Origin of the sequence: Pseudomonas agarici (genome assembly GCF_900109755.1) — a bacterium.
In the GTDB taxonomy this organism is placed as follows: Bacteria; Pseudomonadota; Gammaproteobacteria; order Pseudomonadales; family Pseudomonadaceae; genus Aquipseudomonas; species Aquipseudomonas agarici.
Genome location: NZ_FOAR01000020.1, coordinates 35,561 through 60,431, shown reverse-complemented (window position 1 = coordinate 60,431; position 24,871 = coordinate 35,561). Strand labels below are relative to the sequence as shown.

The following is a 24,871-nucleotide window of genomic DNA, read 5'->3' as shown; positions in this document are numbered from 1 at the left end:
CGCTTTTTTCTTTGTAGATGCCACCACGCGGCGCCTACAGGTTCGACCTTATTGAACGGTCTGCGAGCCTTCTTCCTGCAGGCGCTGCAACTCTTGCGCGTACAGGGCATCGAAGTTGACCGGGGCGAGCATCAGCGCCGGGAACGAACCACGGGTCACCAGGCTGTCCAGAGTCTCACGAGCATACGGGAACAGGATGTTGGGGCAGAACGCGCCCAAGGTGTGGCTCATGGAAGCGGCGTCGAGGTTCTTGATCAGGAAGATGCCTGCCTGCTGAACTTCGGCGATAAAGGCAACTTCTTCGCCGTTCTTGACCGTCACCGACAGAGTCAGCACCACTTCGTGGAAATCGCCTTCCAGAGCTTTCTGGCGGGTGTTCAAATCCAGGCCGACGCTGGGCTCCCACTGCTGACGGAAGATCGCCGGGCTTTTCGGGGCTTCGAAGGACAGATCACGCACATAGATGCGCTGCAGGGAGAATTGCGGGTTGTCTTGGTCTTCGCTGGCAGCAGTGTTCTGTTGGTCAGTCATCGCAGATCCTTCTTGATCTTCAGGTCTTTAGGGTTTCAGAGTCAGGCGTTGAGCAGCGCGTCCAGTTTACCGGCGCGCTCAAGAGCGAACAGGTCGTCGCAACCACCGATGTGTTTGCTGCCGATCCAGATCTGCGGCACGGACGTGCGCCCGGCCTTCTTGATCATTTGCGCACGCACCTGCGGCTTGCCATCGACCTTGATCTCTTGGAAGTCAACCTGCTTGCTCGCCAACAGATGCTTGGCGCGTGCGCAGTAAGGGCAATATTCACTGGAGTAGACGACAACCTGAGTCATATCATTTCACCAATGGAAGATTGTCGGCTTTCCAACTGGAAATACCGCCGGATAGTTTGGCCGCGATGAACCCGGACTTGAGCAATTCGCGAGCATGACTCCCGGAATGCTGGCCCTGAACGTCGACCAGAATCAGGGTCTTGGCCTTGTGCTTTTCCAGTTCGCCGATACGCGCCATCAACTTATCCTGTGGAATATTCAGCGCGCCGACGATGTGACCGGCGGCAAAATCCTTGCTGGGCCGCAGATCAATGACCACGCCCTGGTCTTTGTTGACCAGCGCGGTTAGCTGGCCAGTACTGAGGCTGGCGCCTCCACGGCTCATTTCATGAGCAATCAGCAATGCTAGCAACAGCACGAAGGCACCGACTAACAAATAGTGGCTTGAGGCAAATTCAATCAGGTGAGCAACCATCAGGAGGTTCCAGGGCGTTAAAATGTCGACCAGTATACACAGCCCTCAAGGTGGGCCAAACCCCGCCCGGCGGTGACTGTGTTTGAACTTGGCTTTAAACTGCGACTCTTTTTCCATGTCCTTTCAATCCAGCCACGAGTGGGATCTATGACTACCACGCCTAAACCTTTGGTCCTGATCATCCTGGATGGCTTCGGTCACAGCGAGAACCATGACTACAATGCCATCTATTCGGCGAAGAAACCGGTACTCGATCGCCTCGTAGCGACCATGCCCAACGGCCTGATCTCAGGCTCCGGCATGGATGTTGGCCTACCGGACGGGCAGATGGGCAACTCGGAAGTGGGCCACATGAACCTCGGCGCCGGCCGAGTGGTGTACCAGGACTTCACCCGCATCACCAAGGCCATCCGCGACGGCGAATTCTTCGCCAACCCGGCCCTGTGCACCGCCGTGGACAAGGCCGTGGCCGCCGACAAGGCGGTACATATCCTTGGCCTGCTGTCCGACGGCGGCGTGCACAGCCATCAGGACCACCTGGTCGCCATGGCCGAGCTGGCGTTCAAGCGCGGCGCCCAGAAGATCTACCTGCACGCCTTCCTCGACGGTCGCGACACCCCGCCGAAAAGCGCCCGGTCGTCCATCGAGCTGCTGGATGAAACCTTCCGCACCCTCGGCAGGGGTCGTATCGCCAGCCTGGTGGGGCGTTATTTCGCCATGGACCGTGACAACCGCTGGGACCGCGTGGCCCAGGCCTACAACCTGATCGTCGACGGCCAGGCCCAATTCCAGGCCGCTACCGCCCAGGACGGCCTGCAAGCCGCCTATGAGCGCGGCGAAAGCGATGAATTCGTCAAGGCCACCAGTATCGGCGAAAAAGTCCGCGTCGAAGACGGCGACGCGGTGGTTTTCATGAACTTCCGCGCCGACCGCGCCCGTGAGCTGACCCGGGTGTTCGTCGAGGATGGCTTCAAGGACTTCGAGCGCGCCCGCCAGCCCGAACTGGCCGGTTTCATCATGCTGACCCAATACGCGGCCAGCATTGCCGCGCCTTCGGCCTTCGCCCCAGGCAGCCTGGAAAACGTCCTGGGCGACTACCTGGCGAAAAACGGTAAGACTCAGCTGCGCATCGCCGAGACAGAAAAATACGCCCACGTGACTTTTTTCTTCTCCGGCGGTCGGGAAGAACCCTTCCCAGGCGAAGAGCGCATCCTGATCCCCTCGCCAAAAGTTGCCACCTACGACCTGCAACCGGAAATGAGTGCGCCGCAAGTCACGGACAAGATCGTCGAGGCCATCGAGCAGCAGCGCTATGACGTGATCGTGGTCAACTACGCCAACGGCGACATGGTGGGTCATAGCGGGGTGTTCGATGCGGCCGTCAAGGCAGTGGAATGCCTGGATTTGTGTGTAGGACGTATCATCGAGGCGCTGGAAAAGGTCGGCGGCGAAGCGCTGATCACCGCCGACCATGGCAATGCCGAGCAGATGGAAGACGAATCCACCGGCCAGGCCCACACGGCGCATACCAGCGAGCCAGTACCTTTCATCTATGTCGGCAAGCGCGCGCTGAAGGTCCGCGAAGGCGGGGTATTGGCCGACGTCGCACCGACCATGCTCAAGCTTCTGGACCTGCAACAACCAGTAGAGATGACCGGTACATCGATCCTGACGGACTGCTAAAAGCCAAGAAATCAGGCCGACAATAGATTGTCGGCCGACCTCTTTATCAGAAACGCCTGAAAGCAAACGCTTTTGGACGTTTTTTTTGCAGCGCGTGGCGGGCATACTAGGCCATCCCGTTCCCAGGTGTCGCCCGCCCCATGCTTCGCGCCCTTATCGCCCTAGCTCTGACCTGCCTGCTTCAACCGGCGTTTGCCGACGAGCGGGCGCAAACCCAACAACAGTTGGACGCAACGCGTCAGGACATTGCCGAACTGAAGAAGCTGCTGGGTAAGCTGCAGGAAGAAAAATCTGGCGTGCAGAAAGACCTGCGCGGCACTGAAACCGAGATGGGCAAGCTGGAAAAGCAGGTCGACACCCTGCGCGAAGAGTTGAAGAAGAGCGAAAGCGAACTGCAGCGGCTCGATGGAGAGAAAAAAAAACTCCAAAGCGCGCGCACTGAACAACAACGACTGATTGCCATCCAGGCTCGCGCCGCGTACCAGGGCGGTCGCCAGGAATACCTCAAGCTGCTGCTCAATCAGCAGAACCCGGAAAAATTCGCCCGCACCCTGACCTATTACGACTATCTGAGCCAGGCCCGCCTGGAGCAGCTGAAGAACTTCAACGAAACCTTGCGTCAACTGGCCAATGTCGAAACCGACATCAATCTGCGCCAGGCGCAATTGCTGGTGCAGAAAAGCAGCCTCGACAGCCGGCGCGACGAACTGGACAAGGTTCGCAAGGAACGCCAGGCCGCTCTGGCCAAGCTCAACGAGGACGTGAAGGCCCGCGACCAGAAGCTGGCCAGCCGCGAACAGGATCAGGCCGACCTGTCAAAAGTCCTGAAAACCATCGAAGAGACCCTGGCACGCCAGGCCCGCGAGGCACAAGAGGCGCGCCAAAAAGCACTGCTCGCCCAGCAGGAAGCGGAAAAAAAACGCCAGCGCGAGGCCGAGGCACTGGCCAGCAAGGACGACGACAGCCCGCGTAAACCGCCCCGGTCCACGCCCGGCCCGCTGGTTTCCAGCGCGGGGGAGTCGTTCGGCGGCCCTTTTGCTTCAGCACGCGGCAAACTGCCATGGCCCGTTGATGGTCGACTGCTGGCACGCTTCGGAGAAAACCGCGGCGATGACGCCCGTACCAAATGGGACGGCGTAATGATCGGCGCCGCCGCCGGCAGCCAGGTGCACGCCGTGCACGGTGGCCGCGTGGTGTTCGCCGACTGGCTGCGAGGTGCCGGCCTGCTGGTGATTCTCGATCATGGCAACGGCTACCTGAGTTTATACGGCCACAACCAGACGCTGCTTAAATCAGCGGGCGATGTGGTAAAGGCTGGTGAGTCGATCTCTACCGTAGGCAATAGTGGCGGTCAGGACGCGCCTGCGTTGTATTTCGCTATACGTCAGCAGGGTCACCCGAGTGATCCAGCACAATGGTGTCGCGCGCAAGGATAGACGCCGTACCTTATTTTAGGAGTTCGTTCGACATGCTGCATTTGTCCCGCCTCACCTCGCTGGCCCTGACGATCGCCCTTGTGATCGGTGCGCCCCAAGCGTTCGCTGCGCAACCCGCGCCAGCGGTCGCTCCTGTTGTCACCGCCAAGGCCCCGCTGCCGCTCGACGAACTGCGCACTTTCGCCGAGGTCATGGACCGGATCAAAGCCGCCTATGTCGAACCGGTGGACGACAAGACTCTGCTGGAGAATGCCATCAAGGGCATGCTCAGCAACCTCGATCCACACTCCGCCTACCTGGGCCCGGAGGATTTCGCCCAGTTACAGGAAGACACCAGCGGCGAGTTCGGCGGCCTGGGCATCGAAGTCGGTGCCGGCGAAGAGGGCATCGTCAAGGTCGTCTCGCCGATCGACGACACCCCGGCGTCCAAGGCCGGCATCGAAGCCGGCGACCTGATCGTCAAGATCAATGGCCAGCCGACCCGTGGCCAGACCATGAGCGAAGCCGTCGACAAGATGCGTGGCAAGGTCGGCCAGAAGATCACCCTGACCCTCCTGCGCAACGGCGGCGTGCCATTCGATGTGACCCTGACCCGCGCCATCATCCGCACCAAGAGCGTGCGTAGCCAGTTGCTGGAAAACGGCTACGGCTATATCCGTATCACCCAATTCCAGGTCAAGACCGGCGAAGAGGTCTCCAAGGCCCTGGCGGCGCTGCGCAAGGAAAATGGCAAGAAGCTCAACGGCATTGTCCTCGACCTGCGCAACAATCCGGGCGGCGTGCTGCAGGCGGCCGTCGAAGTGGTCGATCACTTCATCACCAAGGGCCTGATCGTCTACACCAAGGGCCGTATCGCCAACTCCGAGCTGCGCTTCTCGGCCACCGGCCACGACCAAAGCGAAGGCGTACCGATGGTGACACTGATCAACGGCGGCAGCGCCTCGGCCTCGGAAATCGTCGCCGGTGCCCTGCAGGACCAAAAACGTGCCGTCTTGATGGGCACCACCAGCTTCGGCAAGGGCTCGGTCCAGACCGTGCTGCCGCTGAGCAATGACCGCGCGCTGAAGATCACCACCGCACTGTACTTCACCCCCAATGGACGCTCGATCCAGGCCCAGGGCATCGTACCGGACATCGAAGTGCGTCAGGCCAAGGTCACGGGTGCCCAGGATGACGAAACGTTCAAGGAAGCCGATCTGCAAGGCCACTTGGGCAACGGCAACGGCGGTGCCGACAAACCCAGCGTCAAGCCCCTCAAAGATAAGGCTCGCCTGCAGGACGACGACTATCAACTGGGACAAGCCCTGAGCCTGCTCAAGGGCCTGAGCGTCACCCGCGGCAATTGAGATGCCGCGCTGGTCACTGCCCGTCCTATTCGCCTGCCTGATCGGCGTTGCGCACGCCACGCCGGTCGATTCGCCGACAGCACCGAAGGCCTATCTCACGCTGATCATCGACGACCTGGGGCAGAACCTGCCCCGGGACCGGCGCGTGCTCGCCCTGCCTGGCCCGGTCACTCCAGCGATCATGCCCGACACCCCGCATGCAGCCGAGTTTGCCCGCGAAGCACACCAAGCCGGCAAGATCGTCATGCTGCACATGCCCATGGATCCGGCCACTGGCCCCTTCGCCTGGCATCCCGAACTGCCCCTGGAGGAGTTGCAAAAGCGCCTGGCGGCTGCCTTCAAGGCCGTGCCCTATACCAGCGGCGTAAATAATCACGAGGGCAGCCGCATGACCGCCGAACCGCCGGCCATGGCCTGGTTGATGGGCGAACTGCAGCGACGCAACAAGTTTTTTGTCGATAGCCGTACCAGCGCCCGCACCGTCGCTGCGGCCCAAGCGCAGAAGGTCGGCCTGGCGAGCGTGTCACGGGATGTGTTCCTCGACAACGAACGTACTGAGCCGGCCATCGCCGCCCAGTTGACAACCGCCATCAGGCTGGCCCGCCAACAGGGCACAGTCGTCGTCATCGGCCATCCGTATCCGCAGACCCTGGCGGTGCTGGAGCGCGAACTGCCCAAGCTCAAGGAACAGGGAATCGATTGGATCGATATCAAGTCGATGATCGCCCTGCGCGGCAACCAGGCGAGCGAAGCCCACGGCAAGCAAGGCGTTTATCGCTGATATCTATCCATACACACCCGTTCCAACCACGCCAGTAAGTTCAGTGCTCACGAACTTGACTGAGCCGACATGAACGACACACTGAAAAACCTCCTTTATCCCGCGCTGCTTTTCCTGCCCCTCAACCTCCAGGCTCGGATAGAGCCTCACAGCGCCTACGGGATACCGCCCCCCGCTTTCGTGGAGAATGTCGATGGAGGCTTCAGCAAATGGAGCGGCATCGGCCGCATCAGGACCCAGACCCAGGCACTCTGTACCGCCACCCTCCTGGACACCCGCACGCCCGATACCCGTGCCGATGCGCCGGCCTATATCGTCACCAGCAGCCGCTGCCTGCACACAGACAACCGGGAGATCCAGAAGGACCGCCCCATCGTTGGCACAGTAGCTTTCAACTCCTTCGCTGACAGCATTGAGCAACTGAAACTCTATCGACTCAAAACCCTGGCCTGGAGCAGCAGCCTCGGCATGGACCTGGCCATTATCGAGCTGGAAAAACCCCTGGCCGCGTTGCTCGCCGAGGGTATCGAGCCAGTGAAGCTAGCCGCCGCCAAGCCTCGCCCAAAGAGCGATATATTGGCGCTCGGCGTACCTGAATGGGCGACGCTGCGAGTGTCCGCCTGCACTCATCTGGCGAGCGTGGAAATCCTTGAACAGCCCTGGGTCTGGCGCTCGACCATGAAAAACCGCTGCCGTGGTATCACGACGGGAAGCTTCGGCGGTCCCTTGCTGGACAGGCAAACCGGAGAGCTGTTGGGGATTATCGCCACCACCACCCATGGCACACGCGAAGAAAAACAGTGCCTGGCAGGATCACCCTGCGAAATCACCTGGGGCCACCCCGACTGGCAGCCCGCTACCAACTATGGAAGCTCGCTGGCCTTTCTGAACAAGTGCTTTGTCGCAGGTCGATTGACGACCGATCCGCAAAGGTGCGACCTGTATCCGACAACCTCGATCCGTTTTGCAAACCCACAGCCGCTCCAGCAATACTTTGTCACGCGACCCAACGGCAATACCGACCTGATCCCCAACTGGAAAGCGCCCTTCAGTCTCAGCACGCCGTTCTACCGCTTCAAGACTGTCCGCCGGGCGACTGACTGCGAAGACCCGGCAGGCTACGGCCCGGTCACCCCTGGCAACAACGCCACGATTGATCTGCCCATCGGCCCGCAAACCGGTCTCCATATGCTCTGCATCCTGGGGATGGAGACGCAAACCCAGCAACACACCCCGGCGCGGATGAAAGGTGCCCTGACCCTGGCTGTCGAGCTGGCGGAGCCGGGGCCGGCGAGATCGCCGGACATGAGTATCGAGCTGGACAGGACGCTGCTAGGCGCCTACGCCGTCACCTGGCAGCACTACCCGCCGTTCTATGCCCGCTATGAATACAAATACGGCCCTGCCCACTCAACGGACTGCCGGAACAACACCGGCTTCGTGGAGATTCCCCCACCGCAGGAAGAGGAGGAGGAGGAAGATATCCTGCCGACCGTCGCCCCTAACCTCCCGCCCATTGTCAAAACCCTGACCAAGACGATCAACGTGCGCATCGACGAATTGCCCAACGGGCAATACAAGGAACTGTTCTCGGTGTACCGGGAGCCGATCAAGCTCTGCACACGCTCTTATGACCAGGCCAACCAGGTCTCGCCAGTCAGGACCGATATCCTCAGGCCGCGCTAATCAACCCTACGCTGGCAGCGAAAAACCAGATCCACCGTACCTTCGCGGCGCGGCTGATCGAACGCCGACCGGCGCGGGCAACGGTCGCGCCGGGCACCTGGTTGTCGAGGCTCAGGTAAAGAGGCGCACGGGTGAAACCCGAGAACTGATGGCCTGGGCTCCACGATTATTACGCGTTGAAAGCTAGCGAACGACGATTCCGCGCTGGGCCATATAGGCCTTGGCTTCCGGCACCGTGTACTCGCCGAAGTGGAAGATACTCGCCGCCAATACGGCACTGGCATGGCCTTCGAGAACCCCATCGGCCAGATGCTGGAGATTGCCAACGCCGCCGGAGGCGATCACCGGAATGCCCAGGGCATCGCTGATAGCACGGGTCACGCCGAGGTCGAAACCGTTTTTCATGCCGTCCTGATCCATGCTGGTCAGCAGGATTTCGCCGGCGCCCAGGCCTTCCATCTTCAAAGCCCACTCCACCGCATCGAGCCCGGTGGGCTTGCGTCCGCCGTGGGTGAAAATTTCCCAGCGTGGAGTTTCGCCCGGCAATGAGACCTTCTTCGCATCGATGGCGACGACGATGCATTGCGAGCCGAAATGCTGCGCCGCCTCACCAACGAACTCGGGGTTGAACACTGCCGCCGTATTGATCGAAACCTTGTCGGCCCCGGCATTGAGCAGGTTACGAATGTCCTGCACGGTGCGCACGCCACCGCCCACGGTCAGCGGGATAAACACCTGGCTGGCCATGCGTTCGACAGTATGTAGCGTGGTGTCACGACCGTCGACGCTGGCAGTGATATCGAGAAAAGTGATCTCGTCGGCACCCTGCTCATCGTAGCGCCGGGCGATTTCCACCGGATCGCCGGCATCGCGGATGTTTTCGAACTTGACACCCTTGACCACGCGACCGTTGTCGACGTCCAGGCAAGGGATGATGCGTTTGGCCAGCGCCATGGTCAGTCCTCAGCCTGTGTACGAATCGCAGAAGGCTTGCGCCTCGGCAACATCGAGAGTGCCTTCGTAGATCGCCCGGCCAGTAATCGCGCCGATGATGCCCGGTGCCTTGGCGTCCAACAGGGCCTTGATATCGCCCAGGTTGTGGATACCGCCGGAAGCGATCACTGGAATCCTGGTCGCTGCGGCCAGGGCTGCGGTGAAGGGCACGTTGCAGCCCTGCATCATGCCGTCCTTGGCGATATCGGTATAAACGATGGCGCTGACGCCATCGGCCTCGAAACGCCTGGCCAGGTCGATCACCTGCACCGAGCTGACTTCAGCCCAGCCGTCGGTGGCGACAAAACCGTCTTTGGCATCCAGGCCGACAATCACCTTGCCAGGAAACGCACGGCAGGCCTCGGCGACAAACTCCGGTTGCTTGACGGCCTTGGTGCCGATAATCACGTAGCTAACACCAGCTTTCACGTAATGCTCGATGGTTTCCAGCGAACGGATGCCGCCGCCAATCTGGATCGGCAAGTGTGGGTAACGCCGGGCGATCGCGGTCACTACCTCGCCGTTGACCGGCTGGCCTTCGAAGGCGCCGTTCAAGTCGACCAGATGCAGGCGTCGGCAGCCACCCTCTACCCACTTGGCGGCCATGCTCACCGGGTCATCGGAGAACACCGTGGAGTCTTCCATGCGGCCCTGGCGCAGACGCACACAGGCACCGTCTTTGAGATCGATAGCGGGAATAATCAGCATCTGGCAAACCTTAAAGTCGTTTTTCAGCTTCACTCGGAAATCAGTTTTTCTCGAGTGCCCACAAGTCGCTTTCGATGCTCTCGAACCTTTCCTTAAGGTGGCTCTGCACATCGAAAATCGCCCTGTTGTAATAGTGCGGCGCAATTTCGCGGGTAAACAGATCGAGGATTTCAGTCGCTTCGAACGAGCCCAGGTTCAGTTCGAAGCGATCTTCCATAAAGCGTTTGATCTTCTGGCTGGCCTCACTCTCCTGTTCGGGAGTGAGGGTCAGGATCGGCGGCTTGGTTTTGGGGCGCGTCATTTACCAGCGCCCATCCCAGGCCGCGAAGTTCTGCAGCAGTTGCAGACCATGGGTATGGCTCTTCTCCGGGTGGAACTGCACGGCGAAACGCGAGCCTTCGGCCAGCGCCGCGGCGAAGTCGACGCCGTAGCGACCGCTGCCCACCACCTGCCGAGGGTTGCCGGCGCTGATGTAGTAGCTGTGTACGAAGTAGAACCGCGCCAGATCCGCAATGTTGTGCCACAGCGGGTGATCCACCGCCTGTTTCACCTCGTTCCAACCCATGTGCGGGACTTTCAGGTGCTCGCCCTCTTCGTGCAGGTCCTTGCCGAAGAACTTCACCTGACCGGGAAACAGGCCAATGCAGTCGACGCCACCGTTCTCTTCACTGTGTTCGAGCAAAGCCTGCATGCCCACGCAGATGCCGAGGAACGGACGGTCCAGGCTGACTTCGCGCACCAGTGTGTCGAAACCCAGGCGACGGATCTCGGCCATGCAGTCGCGAATCGCGCCAACGCCGGGGAATACCACCCGATCAGCTTCGCGAATCACGCTGGCATCGCTGGTGATCAGCACCTTGCCGGCACCTACGTGTTCGAGGGCCTTGGCCACCGAGTGCAAGTTGCCCATGCCGTAATCGATAACCGCGACCGTCTGCATTACAGGACGCCCTTGGTCGATGGCATTTGCCCAGCCATGCGTTCGTCGAGTTCGACGGCCATGCGCAGGGCGCGCCCGAAAGCCTTGAACACGGTTTCGATCTGGTGGTGGGTGTTGCTGCCACGCAGATTGTCGATATGCAGGCTGACCAGCGCGTGGTTGACGAAGCCCTGGAAAAACTCCTGGAACAGATCAACATCAAAACCGCCGACAGTGGCACGGGTATAGGGCACGTGCATCTGCAAGCCGGGACGGCCGGAAAAGTCGATGACCACCCGCGACAGCGCTTCATCCAGCGGCACATAGGCGTGACCGTAGCGACGGATACCTTTCTTGTCGCCGATGGCTTTGGCGAAGGCCTGGCCCAGGGTGATACCGACATCTTCCACCGTGTGATGGTCGTCGATATGCAAATCGCCCTTGCACTCGATATCCAGGTCGATCAGCCCGTGACGGGCGATCTGGTCGAGCATGTGTTCAAGAAAAGGTACGCCGATATCAAATCGGGCCTTTCCGGTGCCATCCAGGTTGATCGAGGCTTTGATCTGGGTTTCCAGAGTGTCGCGCTCGACGGACGCCTTACGTTCGGCCATCACCAGCTCCGCAAAATCATTGGGCGAAAAAGGCAGCCATTATAGGGGCGCGGGCGCTAAACAGAAACATCGGCGGGGATAAGACTGACGAGTTGAAGCGCGGGGTGGCGAGGATAGACATGCCTGTACAAGTGGGCGCGCCAAGGTGGTGCGCCGACCCGCGACAAAATCACCTCGGTGTGCCTGAGCCATCCAGGCGTCTGCAGCACGCACGGGCCCGGCTCATACAAGCCGGACCCCACGGGGGATCGCTGATTTAGTGGAACAGTACCGCCGTCTTCTGCAGAGTCGCCCACACGCCCCACGCCAACGGTATGCCCACCACCAGCCAGGCTGCCACCACCATCGGTTTGCTGCCAGCAGAGGCTTTCCACTCCAGCACCGTGCTGCTATCGGCGCCCTGATCATGGCCCAACGCCTGCTCGGCGGCCAGTTCGGCGTCGGTCATGAAGTACTTGTCAGCCACCGGACGCACCAGCAGGTTACAGATAAAACCCAGCACCAACAGGCCGGCGAGGATATATAGCGTGATGTCATAGGCGTCGGCGCGTGCCACGCCGACACTCAGTTGATACTCACGCAGGTAGTTCACCAGCACAGGACCGAGCACCCCGGCCGCAGCCCAGGCAGTCAGCAGACGACCGTGGATCGCGCCGACCATCTGGGTGCCGAACAGGTCGGCCAGATACGCCGGAACCGTGGAGAAGCCACCGCCGTACATCGACAAGATCACGCAGAAGGCCGCCACGAACAGGGCGATGCTACCCAAATGGCCGAGGCTCGGGACCGACGCATAGAGCGCAAAGCCCAGGGCAAAGAACACGAAGTACGTCGCCTTGCGGCCGATATAATCCGAGAACGAGGCCCAGAAGAAGCGGCCACCGATGTTGAACAGGCTCAGCAGACCGGTGAAGCCGGCGGCGATGGCCGCGATCTGGCCCAGTTGCGCCGCATCCAGTTGACCGAAGGTCAGGCCGTTGCCGAGCAATTTACCGGCGAAGACTTCCTGCAACAGGGGCGAAGCCATGCCGAGGATACCGATACCGGCGGAAACGTTCAGGCACAGCACCAACCACACCAGGCGAAATTGCGGGGTCTTCCAGGCCACGTTCACATGCACGTGACGATGGGTGATCATCGCATTGCTCGTCTTCTTCACCGGCGCGGTCCAGCCTTCGGGCTGCCAGCCGGTCGGTGGTACGCGGTACGACAGCGCACCGCCGAGCATGAAGATGAAGTAGATCACCGCCATCACCACGAAGCTCTGCCATACCCCGACACTGGTCGGCGAAGCGAAATGCCCCATCAGCGCCGCCGCCAGCGGAGCACCGACCATCGCGCCACCACCGAAGCCCATGATCGCCATACCGGTCGCCATGCCACGCTTGTCCGGGAACCACTTGATCAGGGTCGACACCGGCGAAATATAGCCCAAGCCCAATCCGATACCACCGATCACCCCGGAGCCGATCCACATCAGCCAGATCTGGTGGGTATAGATGCCCAGAGCCGAAATCAGCAGGCCACCGCACCAACACAATCCAGACACCACACCAGCCTTGCGCGGCCCGGCATGTTCCAGCCAGCCGCCCCAGATTGCCGCCGAGCAGCCGAGAAAGATGAAAAATAGCGTGTAGATCCAGCCAAGCATCGAGATCGGCCAGTCACATTGCGAGGAGAACACCTGTGCGACAAAGCTCATGTCCGGCGCGCAAGCGACCGGCGCGGTGATGCCCAGAGCCTTGGACAGCGGCAACCAAAACACCGAGAAGCCATAGGCCATGCCGATGCACAGGTGAATGGCCAGGGCGGCCGGTGGGACCAGCCAGCGATTAAAACCTGGCTTGGCGATGATACGTTCTTTTGACAGGAATGCTGGCTCGGTAGCCAGCCTGCCGGCCGTGGTGCTAATGCTCATGATGTTTCCCCCCCATTGAAATAATGATTCGACAGCAACACTTCACTCCGACCTCTGACAGTGCACACAGGCATGGTCGTTTTGTTGAGTAAAAGCTCAGAAACGCGACAATACGTCGCAGAAGGGCTGACGAACGACGAAAGATTAGCACTTGATCGAGGCAGAAAAACCAAATTGATATCATCTTTTGTCATACAACAGCATGGAAACCTTACAGAGCGCCTGCTAGGCGCCTGTCTGAATTATGCGTGCGAAAAATTACCCACCGTCACAGGGCAACCATAGAGTCTGCTCGCAAAACGTTGCCAATGACCTCGCCACCAGCGGCCGAGCCGCTCCCGCAGGCCATCTCCAGACCCCAGGGGCCGATAGCCAAGCTCCATTTGCTTCTGAACACTCCGTCGATAGTATCCCTGCCCTGCCATCTGTCCGTAACGTTATACTTGCGAGCTAACTTCATACTCGACTGACTACAAGGACTCGCCCATGAAAGCGTTCGGCAAAATCCTGGGTCTGGTGCTTCTCGGGTTGTTGCTGATCATCGTGGCGCTGGGCTTCGCCCTCACCCACTGGTTCGATCCCAACGACTACAAAAACGAGATTCGCCAGATGGCCCGCGACAAGGCCCACATTGAGCTCACCCTCAATGGCGACATCGGCTGGAGTCTGTTCCCGTGGCTGGGCCTGGAACTCCATGATGCCAGCGTGGCAACCCTGGCCAATCCGACCCAGCCGTTCGCCGACCTGCAGATGCTTGGCCTGTCGGTCCGCGTACTGCCGCTGCTACGCCGCGAAGTGCAGATGAGCGACGTGCGCATCGAAGGCCTGAACCTGATGCTCAACCGCGACAAAGACGGCCACGGCAATTGGGAGGACATCGGCCGCCCACTGCCGGGCGCGACAGTGACCGGCGCGCCTGGCCAGAGCGCCGACACACCCGAGGTGGCCGGCCATCGCGAAGCGGAAAAACCTTCGCAGCCGATTCGTCTGGATATCGACAGCCTGACCGTGAACAACGCCCGGGTCGAATTCAACGATGAGAAGAGCGGACGCCAGATCACCTCGGAAAGCATCCAGCTAAGCACCGGCCCGGTCCATGAGGGCAAGGACATCTCGGTGAAACTGACGGCCTTCTTCGGCACCAACCAACCGGTGCTGCGAGCCAAGACTGAACTCAACGGCGAGCTGCGTTTCGATCGCACACTCAAGCGCTACCAGCTCGCCGACATGCGCCTGAGCGGCGAAGCCTCTGGCGAGCCGTTGCAGGGCAAGAGCGTGACTTTCTCGGTCCAGGGGCAATTGCTGGCGGATATGGCGGCGAACGTCGCCGAATGGACCAACCTCAAGTTATCGGTGAACCAGTTACGCGCCATCGGCGAACTGAAAGCCAATGACCTCGACAAGACACCGCAGATCAACGGCGGTCTGTCGATTGCTCAATTCGACCTGATGAAATTCCTCGACAGCGTCGGCCAACCACTGCCACCGATGGCCGATGGCAGCCTGAGCAAGGTCGAGCTGGTGACCCGACTGAACGGCACGCCGACCAGCCTGGCGCTGGACAACATCAACCTGAAACTCGACGACAGCAGTATCAGTGGGCGGATCGCCGTCGATGACTTCGCCAAGCAGTCTCTGCGCGTGCGGCTCAAGGCCGACACATTCGACGTCGACCGCTATCTGCCACCCAAGTCAGCGCAAGCCGACAGCGCCGCGAAAGTCCGTCAGGCCGAAGTCATAAGCAGCGAAGCCAATGCCGTTTCCGGCACCACGCCACTGCCCGAGGCGCCGACTAAAGGCGCCTGGAGCACTGACAAGCTGCTGCCTATCGAGCGTCTGCGTAGCTTGGATGTAGACGCGGACCTGAACTTCGACCAGTTGATCTTGAAAAAACTGCCAATCGACAACGCTGCCCTCAAGGCCACCGGCCAGGGCGGCCTGCTGACCCTCGCCAGCCTGCGGGGCGATCTCTACAACGGCGGTTTCGACACCAAGGGCAGCCTCGATGTACGCAATGATCAGCCACGCCTGAACCTGCAAACGCGGCTGAACAAGGTGCCGGTCGAGCGTGTGCTGCAAGCGCTCGGGCAGAAACCTCCGATCAAGGGCGCCCTGACCCTCGGCAGCGACCTGAGCGGCACCGGCAACAGCGAGAAGGCCCTGATCGACAGCCTCAACGGCACCGCCAGCTTTGTCCTCAACGACGGCGTGTTGCTCAATGCCAATCTGGAACAGCAACTGTGCAGCGGCATCGCCCTGCTCAACCGCAAGGCCCTGAGCAGTGAGCCGCGTGGCAAGGACACTCCGTTCCAGGAGCTCAAGGGCAGCCTGACGATACGCAACGGCGTTGCCAGCAACCCCGACATGAAAGTGCGCATCCCCGGTCTGGCCGTCAACGGCAACGGTGACATCGACCTGCGCGTACTGGGTATGGACTACCGTGTCGGCATCGTCGTCGAAGGCGACAAGAGCGACATGCCGGACCCGGCCTGCCAGGTCGGCGAGAAATTCGCCGGGATCGAGTGGCCGCTGCGTTGCCGTGGTCCGCTGGAGCTGGGCGCCAAGGCCTGTCGCATCGACAAAGACGCTCTCGGCCAGGTGGCCGCACGCGTGGCCGGCAACAAACTGAGCGAGAAGATCGACGAGAAGCTCGGCGACAAGGTCAGCCCTGAACTGAAAAACGCGCTCAAGGGGCTGTTCAAGCGATGAGAGCCGAGCAGTTTTCAACGGCGGTACTGGACTGGTACGACCGTCACGGGCGCCATGACCTGCCGTGGCAACAGGGCATCACGCCCTACCGGGTGTGGGTGTCGGAAATTATGTTGCAGCAGACCCAGGTCAGCACCGTGCTGAACTACTTCGATCGATTCATGGCCTCCCTGCCGACAGTCGAGGCCCTGGCCCGCGCACCGGAAGACGAAGTACTGCACTTGTGGACCGGGCTGGGCTACTACACCCGTGCGCGCAACCTGCACAAGACCGCGAAGATCATCATGGCCGACTATGGCGGCGAGTTCCCACGGGATGTCGAGAAGCTCATCCAACTGCCGGGTATCGGCCTGTCCACCGCCGGTGCCGTCGCCAGCATCAGCATGGGCCTGCGCGCGCCGATCCTCGACGGCAACGTCAAGCGGGTGCTGGCACGCTATACGGCCCAGGAGGGCTATCCCGGCGAGCCGAAGGTGGCCAGGCAACTTTGGGCCAACGCCGAGCGCTTCACGCCCCACGCCCGAGTGAACAACTACACCCAGGCGATGATGGACCTGGGGGCCACACTCTGCACCCGCACCAAGCCCAGTTGCCTGCTGTGCCCGCTGGAAAATGGCTGCCAAGCGCACAAGCACGGCCTGGAGAGCCGCTACCCGATTCCCAAACCGCGCAAGAGCGTGCCACAAAAGCGCACCTTGATGCCGCTGCTGGCCAACCGCGAAGGCGCCATCCTGCTTTATCGCAGGCCTTCCAGCGGTCTCTGGGGCGGCTTATGGAGCCTGCCGGAACTGGACGACCTCGACGACCTACCGCATCTTGCCCTGCAACACTCGCTGGAGCTTGGGCGCCCGCAGGAACTGCCGAGCCTGACCCACACCTTCAGCCACTTCCAATTGGCCATCGAGCCGTGGCTGGTGCGGGTCGAAGAGTCCGCCCATCACGTGGCCGAGGCGGACTGGCTCTGGTATAACCTCGCCACCCCACCGCGCCTGGGCCTTGCCGCCCCGGTGAAAAAGCTGCTCAAACGTGCAGCCGACGTATTGAATGCAGGAGAGTTGCAATGACCCGCACCGTGATGTGCCGTAAGTACCACGAACAACTGCCGGGCCTGGAGCGCCTTCCCTATCCGGGCGCCAAAGGCCAGGATATCTTCGACCACGTATCCCAGAAGGCCTGGGCCGACTGGCAGAAGCACCAAACCCTGTTGATCAACGAAAAGCGCCTGAACATGATGAATCCCGAGGATCGCAAGTTCCTCCAGGGCGAGATGGACAAGTTCTTTTCCGGCGAGGAATACGCCAAGGCCGAAGGCTACGTTCCACCCGCCGAATAATCCCGGCGGGGCCAGGTTTGGATCGTAAGCGACGGTAATAGTTAAATATTTTTTGAAATCATGCTTGACGCATCCTCGAAAAACCCGTTTAATGCGCCCCGTTGCCCAGATAGCTCAGTCGGTAGAGCAGGGGATTGAAAATCCCCGTGTCGGCGGTTCGATTCCGTCTCTGGGCACCACTAATTTCAAAGGCTTAGCGCAACACTAAGCCTTAGTCCATCGCTCCAGAGGTACAGTTTCGGTACAGTGCCGATACGTAAGCTCTGGAGACAGCGATGGCGACAATAGTAAAGACCCCCTCCGCAACATGGAAAGCAGTCATCCGCAAGCAAGGATGGCCTACAGCTTCCAAGACCTTCCGAACCAAACGTGATGCCGAAGACTGGGCTCGTAGCACCGAGGACGAAATGGTCCGAGGGATGTATGTCCGTCGAACGCTTTCAGAAAAAATGACTTTGGAAGCAGCCCTGCATCGCTATCTCCTCGAAGTCACTCCCTCCAAAAAAGCTTCCACTCAAAAAGCCGAAAAGACCAAGGCCGAACCGCTAATACGTCTTCTGGGAAAATACTCACTCGCCGCATTAACTCCAGATATCGTCGCCGGCTACCGCGACAAGCGATTAAACGAGCCTGTGCGCACGAAGCTCAAGAAAGATAGCCTGATCATCCCCAGGAACGTCAGCGCGAACACAGTGCGCCTTGAACTCGCCCTACTCAGCAACTTGTTCACGGTAGCCATTCAAGAGTGGCGTATTGGCCTTCCACAAAATCCGGTAGCAAACATCCGCAAGCCGAGTCCTGGACCAGGAAGAAATAGACGCCTCGCTCCAGAGGAAAAAATACGCCTTCTCAAAGCCGTAAACGCCTATCACAACCCCATGCTCGGCTGGATCGTCAGAATCGCCGTAGAAACCGGTATGCGCTCTTCAGAGATCACGACGCTGCGTCGCCATCAGGTCAACCTCAAAAAGCGCGTAGTGACGCTCTCAGACACCAAAAATGGTGAGCACCGCTCTGTACCTCTCAGCACTCTGGCGACAGCTGCGATTACCGAGGCGCTGGACAACCCCGCGCGGCCGACCGACACGGACTTAGTTTTCTTTGGTGAACCAGGCAAGGATGACAAGCGACGTCCATATGTGTTTTCCAAGATCTGGAACGACATGAAGAAGAAAATCGGCATGGCGGATTTTCGTTTTCACGACCTGCGCCATGAGGCGGTGAGCGGGCTTGTTGAAACCGGCCTGTTCTCCGATCAACAAGTTGCAGCCATCAGCGGCCACAAATCGATGCAGATGCTCAAGCGATACACACATTTAAGGACGGAGGACCTTGTAGAGACGCTCGATAAGGCAGACGCCAAAAAGCAGAGAAAGGAAAGAGCGGCCAACTGAGGCAATATTACCTTCTGTAGAAAACGATCAGCGAGACTTCCCGCGCCTTCATTTTGCCATTAGGATAGCCTCGCGACTGTTCAGGACTCGCATTTCTGAGGCGAATTCGCCTTGGCTTGTAGCGCTTTTACCTTTGACTCTTCGAGTTGGCCGGATAGAGGTCATCTCTCCGGAGTTGGAGTCCTGGGCAGTCCACCTAATTCCGCAGCAGAGAATGGAAGCATGTCTGTCCCCGAAGTAAGTCCTCTACCCGCCTCAATTTTAGATCTCCTAGCCCCCACTGTAAAAATAAAAAACAATAAAGAACTAGCTGCGGAACTGGGGATAAGTTTAGGCCGACTTAATTATTACGCATACTTCCTGCCAGATCATAAAAAATATAAGACTTTCACTATAAGCAAAAGAGGCGGGGGCGAGCGCATTGTCGAAGCGCCAGTGAAAGGGTTAAAAGACCTGCAGAAAACCATCCTTGGTAAATTCGAGCCCTACTATAAACCAAGGGCATGTGTATTTGCCTATGTTCAAGATCGAGGAATTGTTGAAAATGCAGATGTCCACGATTTTCAACGATGGGTTTTGCGAGTTGACCTAAAAGATTTCTTCCACTCTATAACTCAAAGAAGAGTTATTGGCATATTTTCCAGCCCCCCTTTCTCATTATCCCGAGATGCCGCTAGAACACTTAGCTTTTTATGCACGAAGGATGGAAGATTAACTCAGGGCGCCCCTACGAGCCCTCTAATTAGCAATCTTGTGTGCAAGGGATTAGATTACACCCTTAAAGAGCTTGCCGCCAAAAACAAGTGTTACTACACCCGTTACGCCGATGACATATTTTTCTCCAATAGCGGTGCAATGTTCCCTAGAATAATAGCTGAAAAGATGGAAGATGGGAGCGTAAAAATTGGAGACGAACTTAAGAACTTAATCGAAGGCGCGGGATTTGCTATAAACGAGGAAAAAGCATTTCTTCGAAGCCGGGCTGAACGGCAAATAGTTACTGGTTTAGTAGTTAATAAGAAAGTAAACGTCCCTCGCGAGTTCACGCGAGAAGTGAGGGCAGCACTATATTCATGGGAAAAACATGGACTAGAGTCTGCAGAAAACTTCTGGAAAGAAAAAGTCGACAAAAAAAACCGCCATAGCGAGTCAGACTCCAGATTTAAATGGGTCGTAAGAGGGAAGATTAACCATATTGGTCACGTAAAAGGTTACTCAGACCCAGTTTTTCTTTCACTTGCTCGAAGGCTAAAAGCTCTTGATGACACCTACAAGCTAGACGAAAGAAAAATAACCGTAGCTATTGCCCAGGAAATCCATATCTATACAGAAGGTGTTACTGACAACAAACATCTAAAAAATGCCTATGAGCATTTTAAAAGATCCAACCAGTTCGACGACCTCAATATACTTTTTAAAGAGACAAAAAAATCTGGAAGTCCCGCACTTAAGGCTTTATGTGAAAACTTAAGTGAAGCACTGCAACGCCATCTGACTATCTGTATATTCGACCGGGATGAGAAAGACATAATTAGTAACATGGGTGGCTCTCCGGGAAGCTATAAGGATCACGGAAACAACGTGTTCAGTTTGGTGATTCCTGTACCTGATTTTCGTGACACTCAGTTTGTTTGTATTGAACACCTTTATAAAGATGAACAGTTGTTCCAAGAGGACATTGAAGGTAGAAGATTATTTTCAAAGGACGAATTTGATTCTCTTAGCTGCTTTAAAGGTGAAAAACCGCTATTTTGCCGATTACCAAATAAGCAGTCTCTAATCTACGACAGCGAAATAATTGACATGAGCAAAAAAGTCAACGTAGCTCTATCGAAAAACAAATTTGCTGACTATATCCTTTCGCGAGTCGCGCCTTTCGATAAAATTGATCTATCAGGCTTCACCGGTACATTTGAGCAGATCAGAGAAATTGCGAGATCCTACGGGAACAAGCGCTAAACGACCTACCTTCGAAAGCTCAGTCTAGGTCTAAAAATCTAGGCCTAGACACGAGCTGCGTTAGCATTAAAACGGACCCTTTCAATATCCCGTTCTCATCCCGACAGTGGCTGCGTAATGCCTAGTTTGATACTTCAAAACATGTTTGGCCAAAAGCACCACATCTTCATCTAGGCCCCACTCAAGAGCTAGCTTGTCTAGGCTTTTTATAGAGTTGTCTTTACGCTGAACTTTAGTCTCTCGCTTTAAACTATCCCATCCCATAACGAACAGCCTTAACGCTTCTGCACGCTCATCCGTCAAGCAAGGATAACGTCGAAATCGATCGATTAAATAAATCGCCCTCCGCTTTGAGGTTTCATCCCCTCCCAGATCTCTGAACACTTCTTCAGGCCGCAGATTATCCGAGTACCATATCAATAGAGCAAATTCTACAAAGGTCTCTATTTCAGCGTGCTTAAAGGGGCAGCACGCTAATCGATATAGCGGATGAGAATGAGAGGGAGCGTTCATTTTTCCAATCATTCTTCCACAGCCGAAATCAAGTTTGACAGAAACAGACGAAACGCACGCTCGGTGTAAAGCGTCGTCGCCGCAGCTTGATAGGCAGCAATAACCTGATCAAGAGCCGGTTGAAGCGTGGCGCAGAGCCCCCTCATTTCGTGGTCAAACTCTGGAGCATCAGCTTCCGGAGACGCTTCGTAGAGAAGATCTTCAACAAGATTTTCAGATACAATCGACATAGCCATTTCAGGACCTCCTGCGGTCTTGGTGGTTAGGCGCTGCCTGGGGTTGCCGCCCCGGGCAAGCGCTGACTTCTTTTAGTTTCGGTAATAACCCCCCTCCCGTCCAGTGCTGTTTGTATGTTTTTCTTTTAGCCAATACAAAACAAAGCTTTAGACACACTCCACACCGTGATCTACGTGGCCCACAGTACTAGTTAGGTGAATACTTATGGGGCGAAGGTGAACGGATATGGGGCGTATGGTGAACGTTTATGGGGAGCAGCTTCTTGTAAGGTGAAAGCTTATGGGGAGCGTGAAGTGAACGTCTATGGGGAGCAAGGTGAATGGATATGGGGCACCACCGCCCAACTGAAAACCCTTTATGAAAAATTTTAAATTTTGGGGTTTACAGCACACTTCGCCACACAAACCCTATAATAGCTAAAATCTGATACTCACTCGCTATAGGGTTTTTTCGAAAATTCAGCCCAAACACCCATAAATTAAAAAAGCGCATAAAAAATAATACGCAACAATACATTTGACAAAAAACAAATAAACTCCAAATGATCTGGGCGCACTCTTCCTGACTCGAGAGCCCGTCAATGAACGCAGCTACTAATCTTAAGCCCACATTCGAATCCGAATTTTTACATCGCTATGGGCCGCTTCTTTCCCAAGACCAGATGGCCAATCTTCTGGAGAAAACTCCAGGTGGTCTCAGAGCTTTTTTACTTCAACGATCAAAGCTTGCTGTAGGGCTCTCAAACTGCAAAGTTCAGGTCGGCCGGAGGATCTTCTACCGAACCATTGAAGTTGCGGAGCTTCTATCATGCCGCGCATAAGATCACTTCTTTCTTCGCCCCAACTTACAACTTTAACAAATCGGATGTTTTATCTATTGCTTCTGCTGTCCAATATTTTGTTACCTGCAGGGCAACATAGAGCATGGGGAGGTCTCCGCCGATGGTGGATATTTCCTTTGACCGCGGCCGCAACCTACATATCGATGCAACTCTATCTCAATGGTCACGGCTCGTATTGGCGGCTGGCCGGGGTGCCCTACGCGTTGCTGTACGTGCACGACGCCTTGGCAGTAACCGCAGTTTCAGCCAATAGCCCGAGTGTTGAGAAATGAGATTAACCTTCCATTTGCTGACGCTGCTTGCGGCTCTATCCTGCGAACCAGTCCTAGCCGCAGGCGGCCCCTTTCAGCAGTTCACTCCACCACCAGGTGATACGTCGATCGACTTTCTGGAGGAAGTATTCGGATCCATCGTCGGCACCATCCATTCAGGAGGCAATGTCCAAACAGGGGAAGCCGAGGACGTTATGGGCTCCATGATGGGAGTCTTCGGTGGCGCAGTGCTCTTCCTGGGCATGCTTTTCGTGGGCTACACCACGATCAAAGGCACGATCGACTCCGCGCATGACGGAGAGGTGCTTGGCAAGAAAATGAGCTCTATCTGGATTCCGCTTCGGACTGTCGGCGGTACCGCCCTGCTGCTCCCCCTCGGGCATGGCTACTCGCTGATCCAAATCATCGTGCTCTGGCTCGCGATTCAAGGCGTCGGCATCGGTGACGCGATCTGGAGCCAGGCTGTGGACCAGATGGGGAAAGACGGGATGCTCACCCGCCCAATGATTCCTGATTCGCGACCATTGGCGGCCAGTATTCTGAAGTTTGAGGTGTGCGCCGCAGCCATGAACAAACAGTTTGCGGCCTCAGGGCGCTCAACCAAGATTCAGGCGGTTTCCTCACCACGCAAAGTGGTAAATACCGGAGAGCTCAATGTGGCTCTTCCGGACGCCATCCCAGTTTATGGTGCGGCGAATATGATCCAGAGGTACGCCAATGCCTCGTACACAGTCATCGACTACAAATGGAAAGCCAACGACAGCTCTTACATGAATCCTGATGTTTGCGGCGCGTTGACCTGGAAACAAAGCTGGGAGGCCTCGGAAGGCAACAGCAACACAAAGATCATCAAGGAGCCGATCCTCGCAGCCCATGCAAAAGCCGTTCAGCAGATGATCCTCGATATTCGTCCGACGGCTCAGCAGATCGTTGCAGGGCAGAAGCCTGAAGCTGGTGCCCTCGACTCTGCGGCAAACAAGTATGAAAACTCACTTCGGGCGGCAGCCAAAACAGCCGTTTCGCAGACTAGCGATCGAGCCCGGGCTGACTTCCTCTCAGGCGCGAAAGACGGCGGGTGGCTCTTTGCCGGAACCTGGTACAACCACATCGTCAAAATGAACGACGTCATGCAGTCGACCTTGAATGCTCTACCGGCAGCCGAGCCCATCGACATCGTCGACAAGGAAACGAAGGAGTCACTGCAGACGTATCAGGACGTCATCACGACAGCCGATGAATACGCAAAGAATCGGGTTGAGTCCATCAGAAACGTTTACTACACCGATACGAACATTCGCGCACCAAGGGACGGCGAAGGAGCATGGGAGTACGTCAAAAAAATGCTTTCGGCGCCTTTCATGGGTGCTATCAACCAGATGACTCAGAGCATTGCCGGCTCGAATTTGAACCACATGAGCCAGATGAAATCCTTCGGCGATGTGATCGTCACGACCGGTGAGGTGATGATGGCTGCGATGGCAAGTGCAGTGGGCGTCTCAAACTCTTGGGCAGCTCAGGCGACGGTGAAGGTGGGTTTCGATGCCGGAGCTGTTTTCCAATTTCTTTCTTCATTGATCACAGTCTTACTGATCAGTTTATTTTTCTTCGGCGCCACGTTAAGCACCTATGTGCCAATGATCCCATTCATCACATGGATTACCTCCGTAGTGAACTGGTTCGTCCTGGTGCTTGAGTCAGTGATTGCCGCCCCCCTGTTCGCCGTTGCGCATGTTCACCCGGACGGCGACGACGCAGTCGGCAAGGCCGGCCAGGGTTACATGATGATCCTCTCGCTGGTAATGCGCCCAGCGCTCATGCTGTTTGGACTGATAGGCGGAATGCTACTGACGCAGCCGATTGTGGGCTTCATCAACGTTGGCTTCATGTCCGTTGTAGCAGGCATTCAGGCTGACTCCATGACTGGGATAGTCTCCTTCGTAGCTTACGTGGCCATCCATGTGATCGTGATGACCACTGTCGTGCACATCGTTATTAGCCTGATCCATTGGGTGCCAGACAACATCATTCGGTGGATTGGTCACGCTGCCGGCGGCATCGGAGACGCCCAGAGCACTGGCGACAGCGGTCACGATGTTTTCATCGGTGGTGTCAGAGAGGCCAAGCATGGGGCGTCTGGAGGCTTGGGCGGGGGTTGGCATAAGTCACTTGGGCCGGAGGGAAGCGGCACCCCGGGGCCGAGCGGCTCAAAATCACCAAGCAATAAAGATCTTCTTGGAAGTGGCCCGAGACCAGGTGACTGAGAACTCAGTCTTGGGGAAAGAGGTTA

22 protein-coding genes and 1 tRNA gene are annotated in these 24,871 nt (G+C 57.4%); 12 read left to right on the top strand and 11 right to left on the bottom strand.

Translation table 11 applies throughout. The features are described 5' to 3' along the window. Nucleotides 1-48 precede the first annotated feature (48 nt). From secB to BMX68_RS17855, 3 genes are read right to left on the bottom strand one after another with little or no spacing between them, the layout of a single operon-like run. Entirely contained in the window at nt 49-531 is a 483-nt protein-coding gene (secB, locus tag BMX68_RS17865) for a protein-export chaperone SecB (RefSeq protein ID WP_017132488.1), read from the bottom strand. Nucleotides 532-572: 41 nt separating this feature from the next. Next, complete coding sequence (gene grxC, locus BMX68_RS17860; RefSeq protein WP_017132489.1) at nt 573-827, bottom strand: glutaredoxin 3; 255 nt, start codon at nt 825-827, stop codon at nt 573-575. Between the two features lies 1 nt (nt 828). After that, complete coding sequence (locus tag BMX68_RS17855) at nt 829-1,242, bottom strand: rhodanese-like domain-containing protein (protein ID WP_017132490.1); 414 nt, start codon at nt 1,240-1,242, stop codon at nt 829-831. Nucleotides 1,243-1,389: 147 nt separating this feature from the next. Between BMX68_RS17855 and gpmI the strand changes: the two genes are divergently transcribed. The 5 genes from gpmI (at nt 1,390) to BMX68_RS17830 (ending at nt 8,174) form a co-directional block, all read left to right on the top strand. After that, nucleotides 1,390-2,925, top strand: a complete 1,536-nt coding sequence (gene gpmI, locus BMX68_RS17850) for a 2,3-bisphosphoglycerate-independent phosphoglycerate mutase (protein ID WP_017132491.1) — start codon at nt 1,390-1,392, stop codon at nt 2,923-2,925. Between the two features lie 140 nt (nt 2,926-3,065). Then, nucleotides 3,066-4,361 (top strand): murein hydrolase activator EnvC family protein, encoded by a 1,296-nt coding sequence (locus tag BMX68_RS17845; RefSeq protein WP_017132492.1) that lies wholly within the window; start codon nt 3,066-3,068, stop codon nt 4,359-4,361. Nucleotides 4,362-4,393: 32 nt separating this feature from the next. Then, nucleotides 4,394-5,707 (top strand): S41 family peptidase, encoded by a 1,314-nt coding sequence (locus tag BMX68_RS17840; RefSeq protein ID WP_017132493.1) that lies wholly within the window; start codon nt 4,394-4,396, stop codon nt 5,705-5,707. Nucleotide 5,708: 1 nt separating this feature from the next. After that, a complete protein-coding gene (locus BMX68_RS17835) occupies nt 5,709-6,488 on the top strand; it encodes a divergent polysaccharide deacetylase family protein (RefSeq protein ID WP_017132494.1) in 780 nt (259 codons plus the stop codon). A 69-nt stretch (nt 6,489-6,557) separates the two neighbouring features. Then, nucleotides 6,558-8,174, top strand: coding sequence for a trypsin-like peptidase domain-containing protein (locus BMX68_RS17830; RefSeq protein WP_017132495.1), 1,617 nt, complete (start codon nt 6,558-6,560; stop codon nt 8,172-8,174). A 183-nt stretch (nt 8,175-8,357) separates the two neighbouring features. Here the strand turns inward: BMX68_RS17830 and hisF are convergent, their stop codons facing one another. The 6 genes from hisF to BMX68_RS17800 form a co-directional block, all read right to left on the bottom strand. After that, a complete protein-coding gene (gene hisF, locus BMX68_RS17825) occupies nt 8,358-9,128 on the bottom strand; it encodes an imidazole glycerol phosphate synthase subunit HisF (protein ID WP_017132496.1) in 771 nt (256 codons plus the stop codon). 9 nt (nt 9,129-9,137) lie between these two features. Continuing rightward, nucleotides 9,138-9,875, bottom strand: coding sequence for a 1-(5-phosphoribosyl)-5-[(5-phosphoribosylamino)methylideneamino]imidazole-4-carboxamide isomerase (gene hisA, locus BMX68_RS17820; protein ID WP_026013232.1), 738 nt, complete (start codon nt 9,873-9,875; stop codon nt 9,138-9,140). 40 nt (nt 9,876-9,915) lie between these two features. Next, a complete protein-coding gene (locus BMX68_RS17815) occupies nt 9,916-10,176 on the bottom strand; it encodes a DUF2164 domain-containing protein (RefSeq protein WP_017132498.1) in 261 nt (86 codons plus the stop codon). Then, on the bottom strand, nt 10,177-10,815 hold the full coding sequence (hisH, locus tag BMX68_RS17810; RefSeq protein ID WP_017132499.1) for an imidazole glycerol phosphate synthase subunit HisH: 639 nt from the start codon (nt 10,813-10,815) through the stop codon (nt 10,177-10,179). Then, nucleotides 10,815-11,408 (bottom strand): imidazoleglycerol-phosphate dehydratase HisB, encoded by a 594-nt coding sequence (hisB, locus tag BMX68_RS17805; RefSeq protein WP_017132500.1) that lies wholly within the window; start codon nt 11,406-11,408, stop codon nt 10,815-10,817. The genes hisH and hisB overlap by 1 nt, the downstream gene beginning before the upstream one ends. A gap of 256 nt (nt 11,409-11,664) precedes the next feature. Further along, the gene (locus BMX68_RS17800; protein ID WP_017132501.1) at nt 11,665-13,326 is read right to left on the bottom strand and encodes an OFA family MFS transporter; all 1,662 of its coding nucleotides are present in this window, start codon (nt 13,324-13,326) and stop codon (nt 11,665-11,667) included. Nucleotides 13,327-13,812: 486 nt separating this feature from the next. On the opposite strand from BMX68_RS17800, the gene BMX68_RS17790 reads away from it, so the two are divergent. The 6 genes from BMX68_RS17790 to BMX68_RS17765 all read left to right on the top strand — a co-directional run bounded on the left by BMX68_RS17790 (nt 13,813) and on the right by BMX68_RS17765 (nt 20,721). Further along, the gene (locus tag BMX68_RS17790) at nt 13,813-16,035 is read left to right on the top strand and encodes an AsmA family protein (protein ID WP_017132503.1); all 2,223 of its coding nucleotides are present in this window, start codon (nt 13,813-13,815) and stop codon (nt 16,033-16,035) included. Further along, nucleotides 16,032-17,099, top strand: a complete 1,068-nt coding sequence (mutY, locus tag BMX68_RS17785; protein WP_017132504.1) for an A/G-specific adenine glycosylase — start codon at nt 16,032-16,034, stop codon at nt 17,097-17,099. The genes BMX68_RS17790 and mutY overlap by 4 nt, the downstream gene beginning before the upstream one ends. Then, on the top strand, nt 17,096-17,368 hold the full coding sequence (locus BMX68_RS17780) for an oxidative damage protection protein (RefSeq protein ID WP_017132505.1): 273 nt from the start codon (nt 17,096-17,098) through the stop codon (nt 17,366-17,368). The genes mutY and BMX68_RS17780 overlap by 4 nt, the downstream gene beginning before the upstream one ends. A 103-nt stretch (nt 17,369-17,471) precedes the next feature. Further along, nucleotides 17,472-17,547 (top strand) — tRNA-Phe (locus BMX68_RS17775). 96 nt (nt 17,548-17,643) lie between these two features. Then, complete coding sequence (locus tag BMX68_RS17770; RefSeq protein ID WP_017132506.1) at nt 17,644-18,762, top strand: site-specific integrase; 1,119 nt, start codon at nt 17,644-17,646, stop codon at nt 18,760-18,762. A 222-nt stretch (nt 18,763-18,984) separates the two neighbouring features. Beyond that, nucleotides 18,985-20,721 carry a reverse transcriptase domain-containing protein gene (locus BMX68_RS17765; RefSeq protein ID WP_074862444.1) on the top strand — a complete coding sequence of 579 codons (1,737 nt, stop codon included), beginning with the start codon at nt 18,985-18,987 and terminating at the stop codon, nt 20,719-20,721. Nucleotides 20,722-20,802: 81 nt separating this feature from the next. On the opposite strand, the gene BMX68_RS25610 is transcribed toward BMX68_RS17765, so the two are convergent. Together BMX68_RS25610 and BMX68_RS17755 are read right to left on the bottom strand one after the other, a co-directional pair. After that, nucleotides 20,803-21,234, bottom strand: a complete 432-nt coding sequence (locus tag BMX68_RS25610; protein WP_143063318.1) for a hypothetical protein — start codon at nt 21,232-21,234, stop codon at nt 20,803-20,805. Nucleotides 21,235-21,242: 8 nt separating this feature from the next. Continuing rightward, nucleotides 21,243-21,470, bottom strand: coding sequence for a hypothetical protein (locus tag BMX68_RS17755; RefSeq protein WP_017132509.1), 228 nt, complete (start codon nt 21,468-21,470; stop codon nt 21,243-21,245). Nucleotides 21,471-22,580: 1,110 nt separating this feature from the next. Between BMX68_RS17755 and BMX68_RS17745 the strand changes: the two genes are divergently transcribed. After that, nucleotides 22,581-24,845, top strand: a complete 2,265-nt coding sequence (locus BMX68_RS17745; RefSeq protein ID WP_017132510.1) for a DotA/TraY family protein — start codon at nt 22,581-22,583, stop codon at nt 24,843-24,845. The last annotated feature ends 26 nt before the right edge of the window (nt 24,846-24,871 follow it).

Bases quoted from the DNA above. Each gene is read 5' to 3' on its own strand.
- secB (WP_017132488.1), bottom strand. From the start codon at position 531: ATGACTGACCAACAGAACACTGCTGCCAGCGAAGACCAAGACAACCCG.
- grxC (WP_017132489.1), bottom strand. From the start codon at position 827: ATGACTCAGGTTGTCGTCTACTCCAGTGAATATTGCCCTTACTGCGCA.
- BMX68_RS17855 (WP_017132490.1), bottom strand. From the start codon at position 1,242: ATGGTTGCTCACCTGATTGAATTTGCCTCAAGCCACTATTTGTTAGTC.
- gpmI (WP_017132491.1), top strand. From the start codon at position 1,390: ATGACTACCACGCCTAAACCTTTGGTCCTGATCATCCTGGATGGCTTC.
- BMX68_RS17845 (WP_017132492.1), top strand. From the start codon at position 3,066: ATGCTTCGCGCCCTTATCGCCCTAGCTCTGACCTGCCTGCTTCAACCG.
- BMX68_RS17840 (WP_017132493.1), top strand. From the start codon at position 4,394: ATGCTGCATTTGTCCCGCCTCACCTCGCTGGCCCTGACGATCGCCCTT.
- BMX68_RS17835 (WP_017132494.1), top strand. From the start codon at position 5,709: ATGCCGCGCTGGTCACTGCCCGTCCTATTCGCCTGCCTGATCGGCGTT.
- BMX68_RS17830 (WP_017132495.1), top strand. From the start codon at position 6,558: ATGAACGACACACTGAAAAACCTCCTTTATCCCGCGCTGCTTTTCCTG.
- hisF (WP_017132496.1), bottom strand. From the start codon at position 9,128: ATGGCGCTGGCCAAACGCATCATCCCTTGCCTGGACGTCGACAACGGT.
- hisA (WP_026013232.1), bottom strand. From the start codon at position 9,875: ATGCTGATTATTCCCGCTATCGATCTCAAAGACGGTGCCTGTGTGCGT.
- BMX68_RS17815 (WP_017132498.1), bottom strand. From the start codon at position 10,176: ATGACGCGCCCCAAAACCAAGCCGCCGATCCTGACCCTCACTCCCGAA.
- hisH (WP_017132499.1), bottom strand. From the start codon at position 10,815: ATGCAGACGGTCGCGGTTATCGATTACGGCATGGGCAACTTGCACTCG.
- hisB (WP_017132500.1), bottom strand. From the start codon at position 11,408: ATGGCCGAACGTAAGGCGTCCGTCGAGCGCGACACTCTGGAAACCCAG.
- BMX68_RS17800 (WP_017132501.1), bottom strand. From the start codon at position 13,326: ATGAGCATTAGCACCACGGCCGGCAGGCTGGCTACCGAGCCAGCATTC.
- BMX68_RS17790 (WP_017132503.1), top strand. From the start codon at position 13,813: ATGAAAGCGTTCGGCAAAATCCTGGGTCTGGTGCTTCTCGGGTTGTTG.
- mutY (WP_017132504.1), top strand. From the start codon at position 16,032: ATGAGAGCCGAGCAGTTTTCAACGGCGGTACTGGACTGGTACGACCGT.
- BMX68_RS17780 (WP_017132505.1), top strand. From the start codon at position 17,096: ATGACCCGCACCGTGATGTGCCGTAAGTACCACGAACAACTGCCGGGC.
- BMX68_RS17770 (WP_017132506.1), top strand. From the start codon at position 17,644: ATGGCGACAATAGTAAAGACCCCCTCCGCAACATGGAAAGCAGTCATC.
- BMX68_RS17765 (WP_074862444.1), top strand. From the start codon at position 18,985: ATGTCTGTCCCCGAAGTAAGTCCTCTACCCGCCTCAATTTTAGATCTC.
- BMX68_RS25610 (WP_143063318.1), bottom strand. From the start codon at position 21,234: ATGAACGCTCCCTCTCATTCTCATCCGCTATATCGATTAGCGTGCTGC.
- BMX68_RS17755 (WP_017132509.1), bottom strand. From the start codon at position 21,470: ATGGCTATGTCGATTGTATCTGAAAATCTTGTTGAAGATCTTCTCTAC.
- BMX68_RS17745 (WP_017132510.1), top strand. From the start codon at position 22,581: ATGAGATTAACCTTCCATTTGCTGACGCTGCTTGCGGCTCTATCCTGC.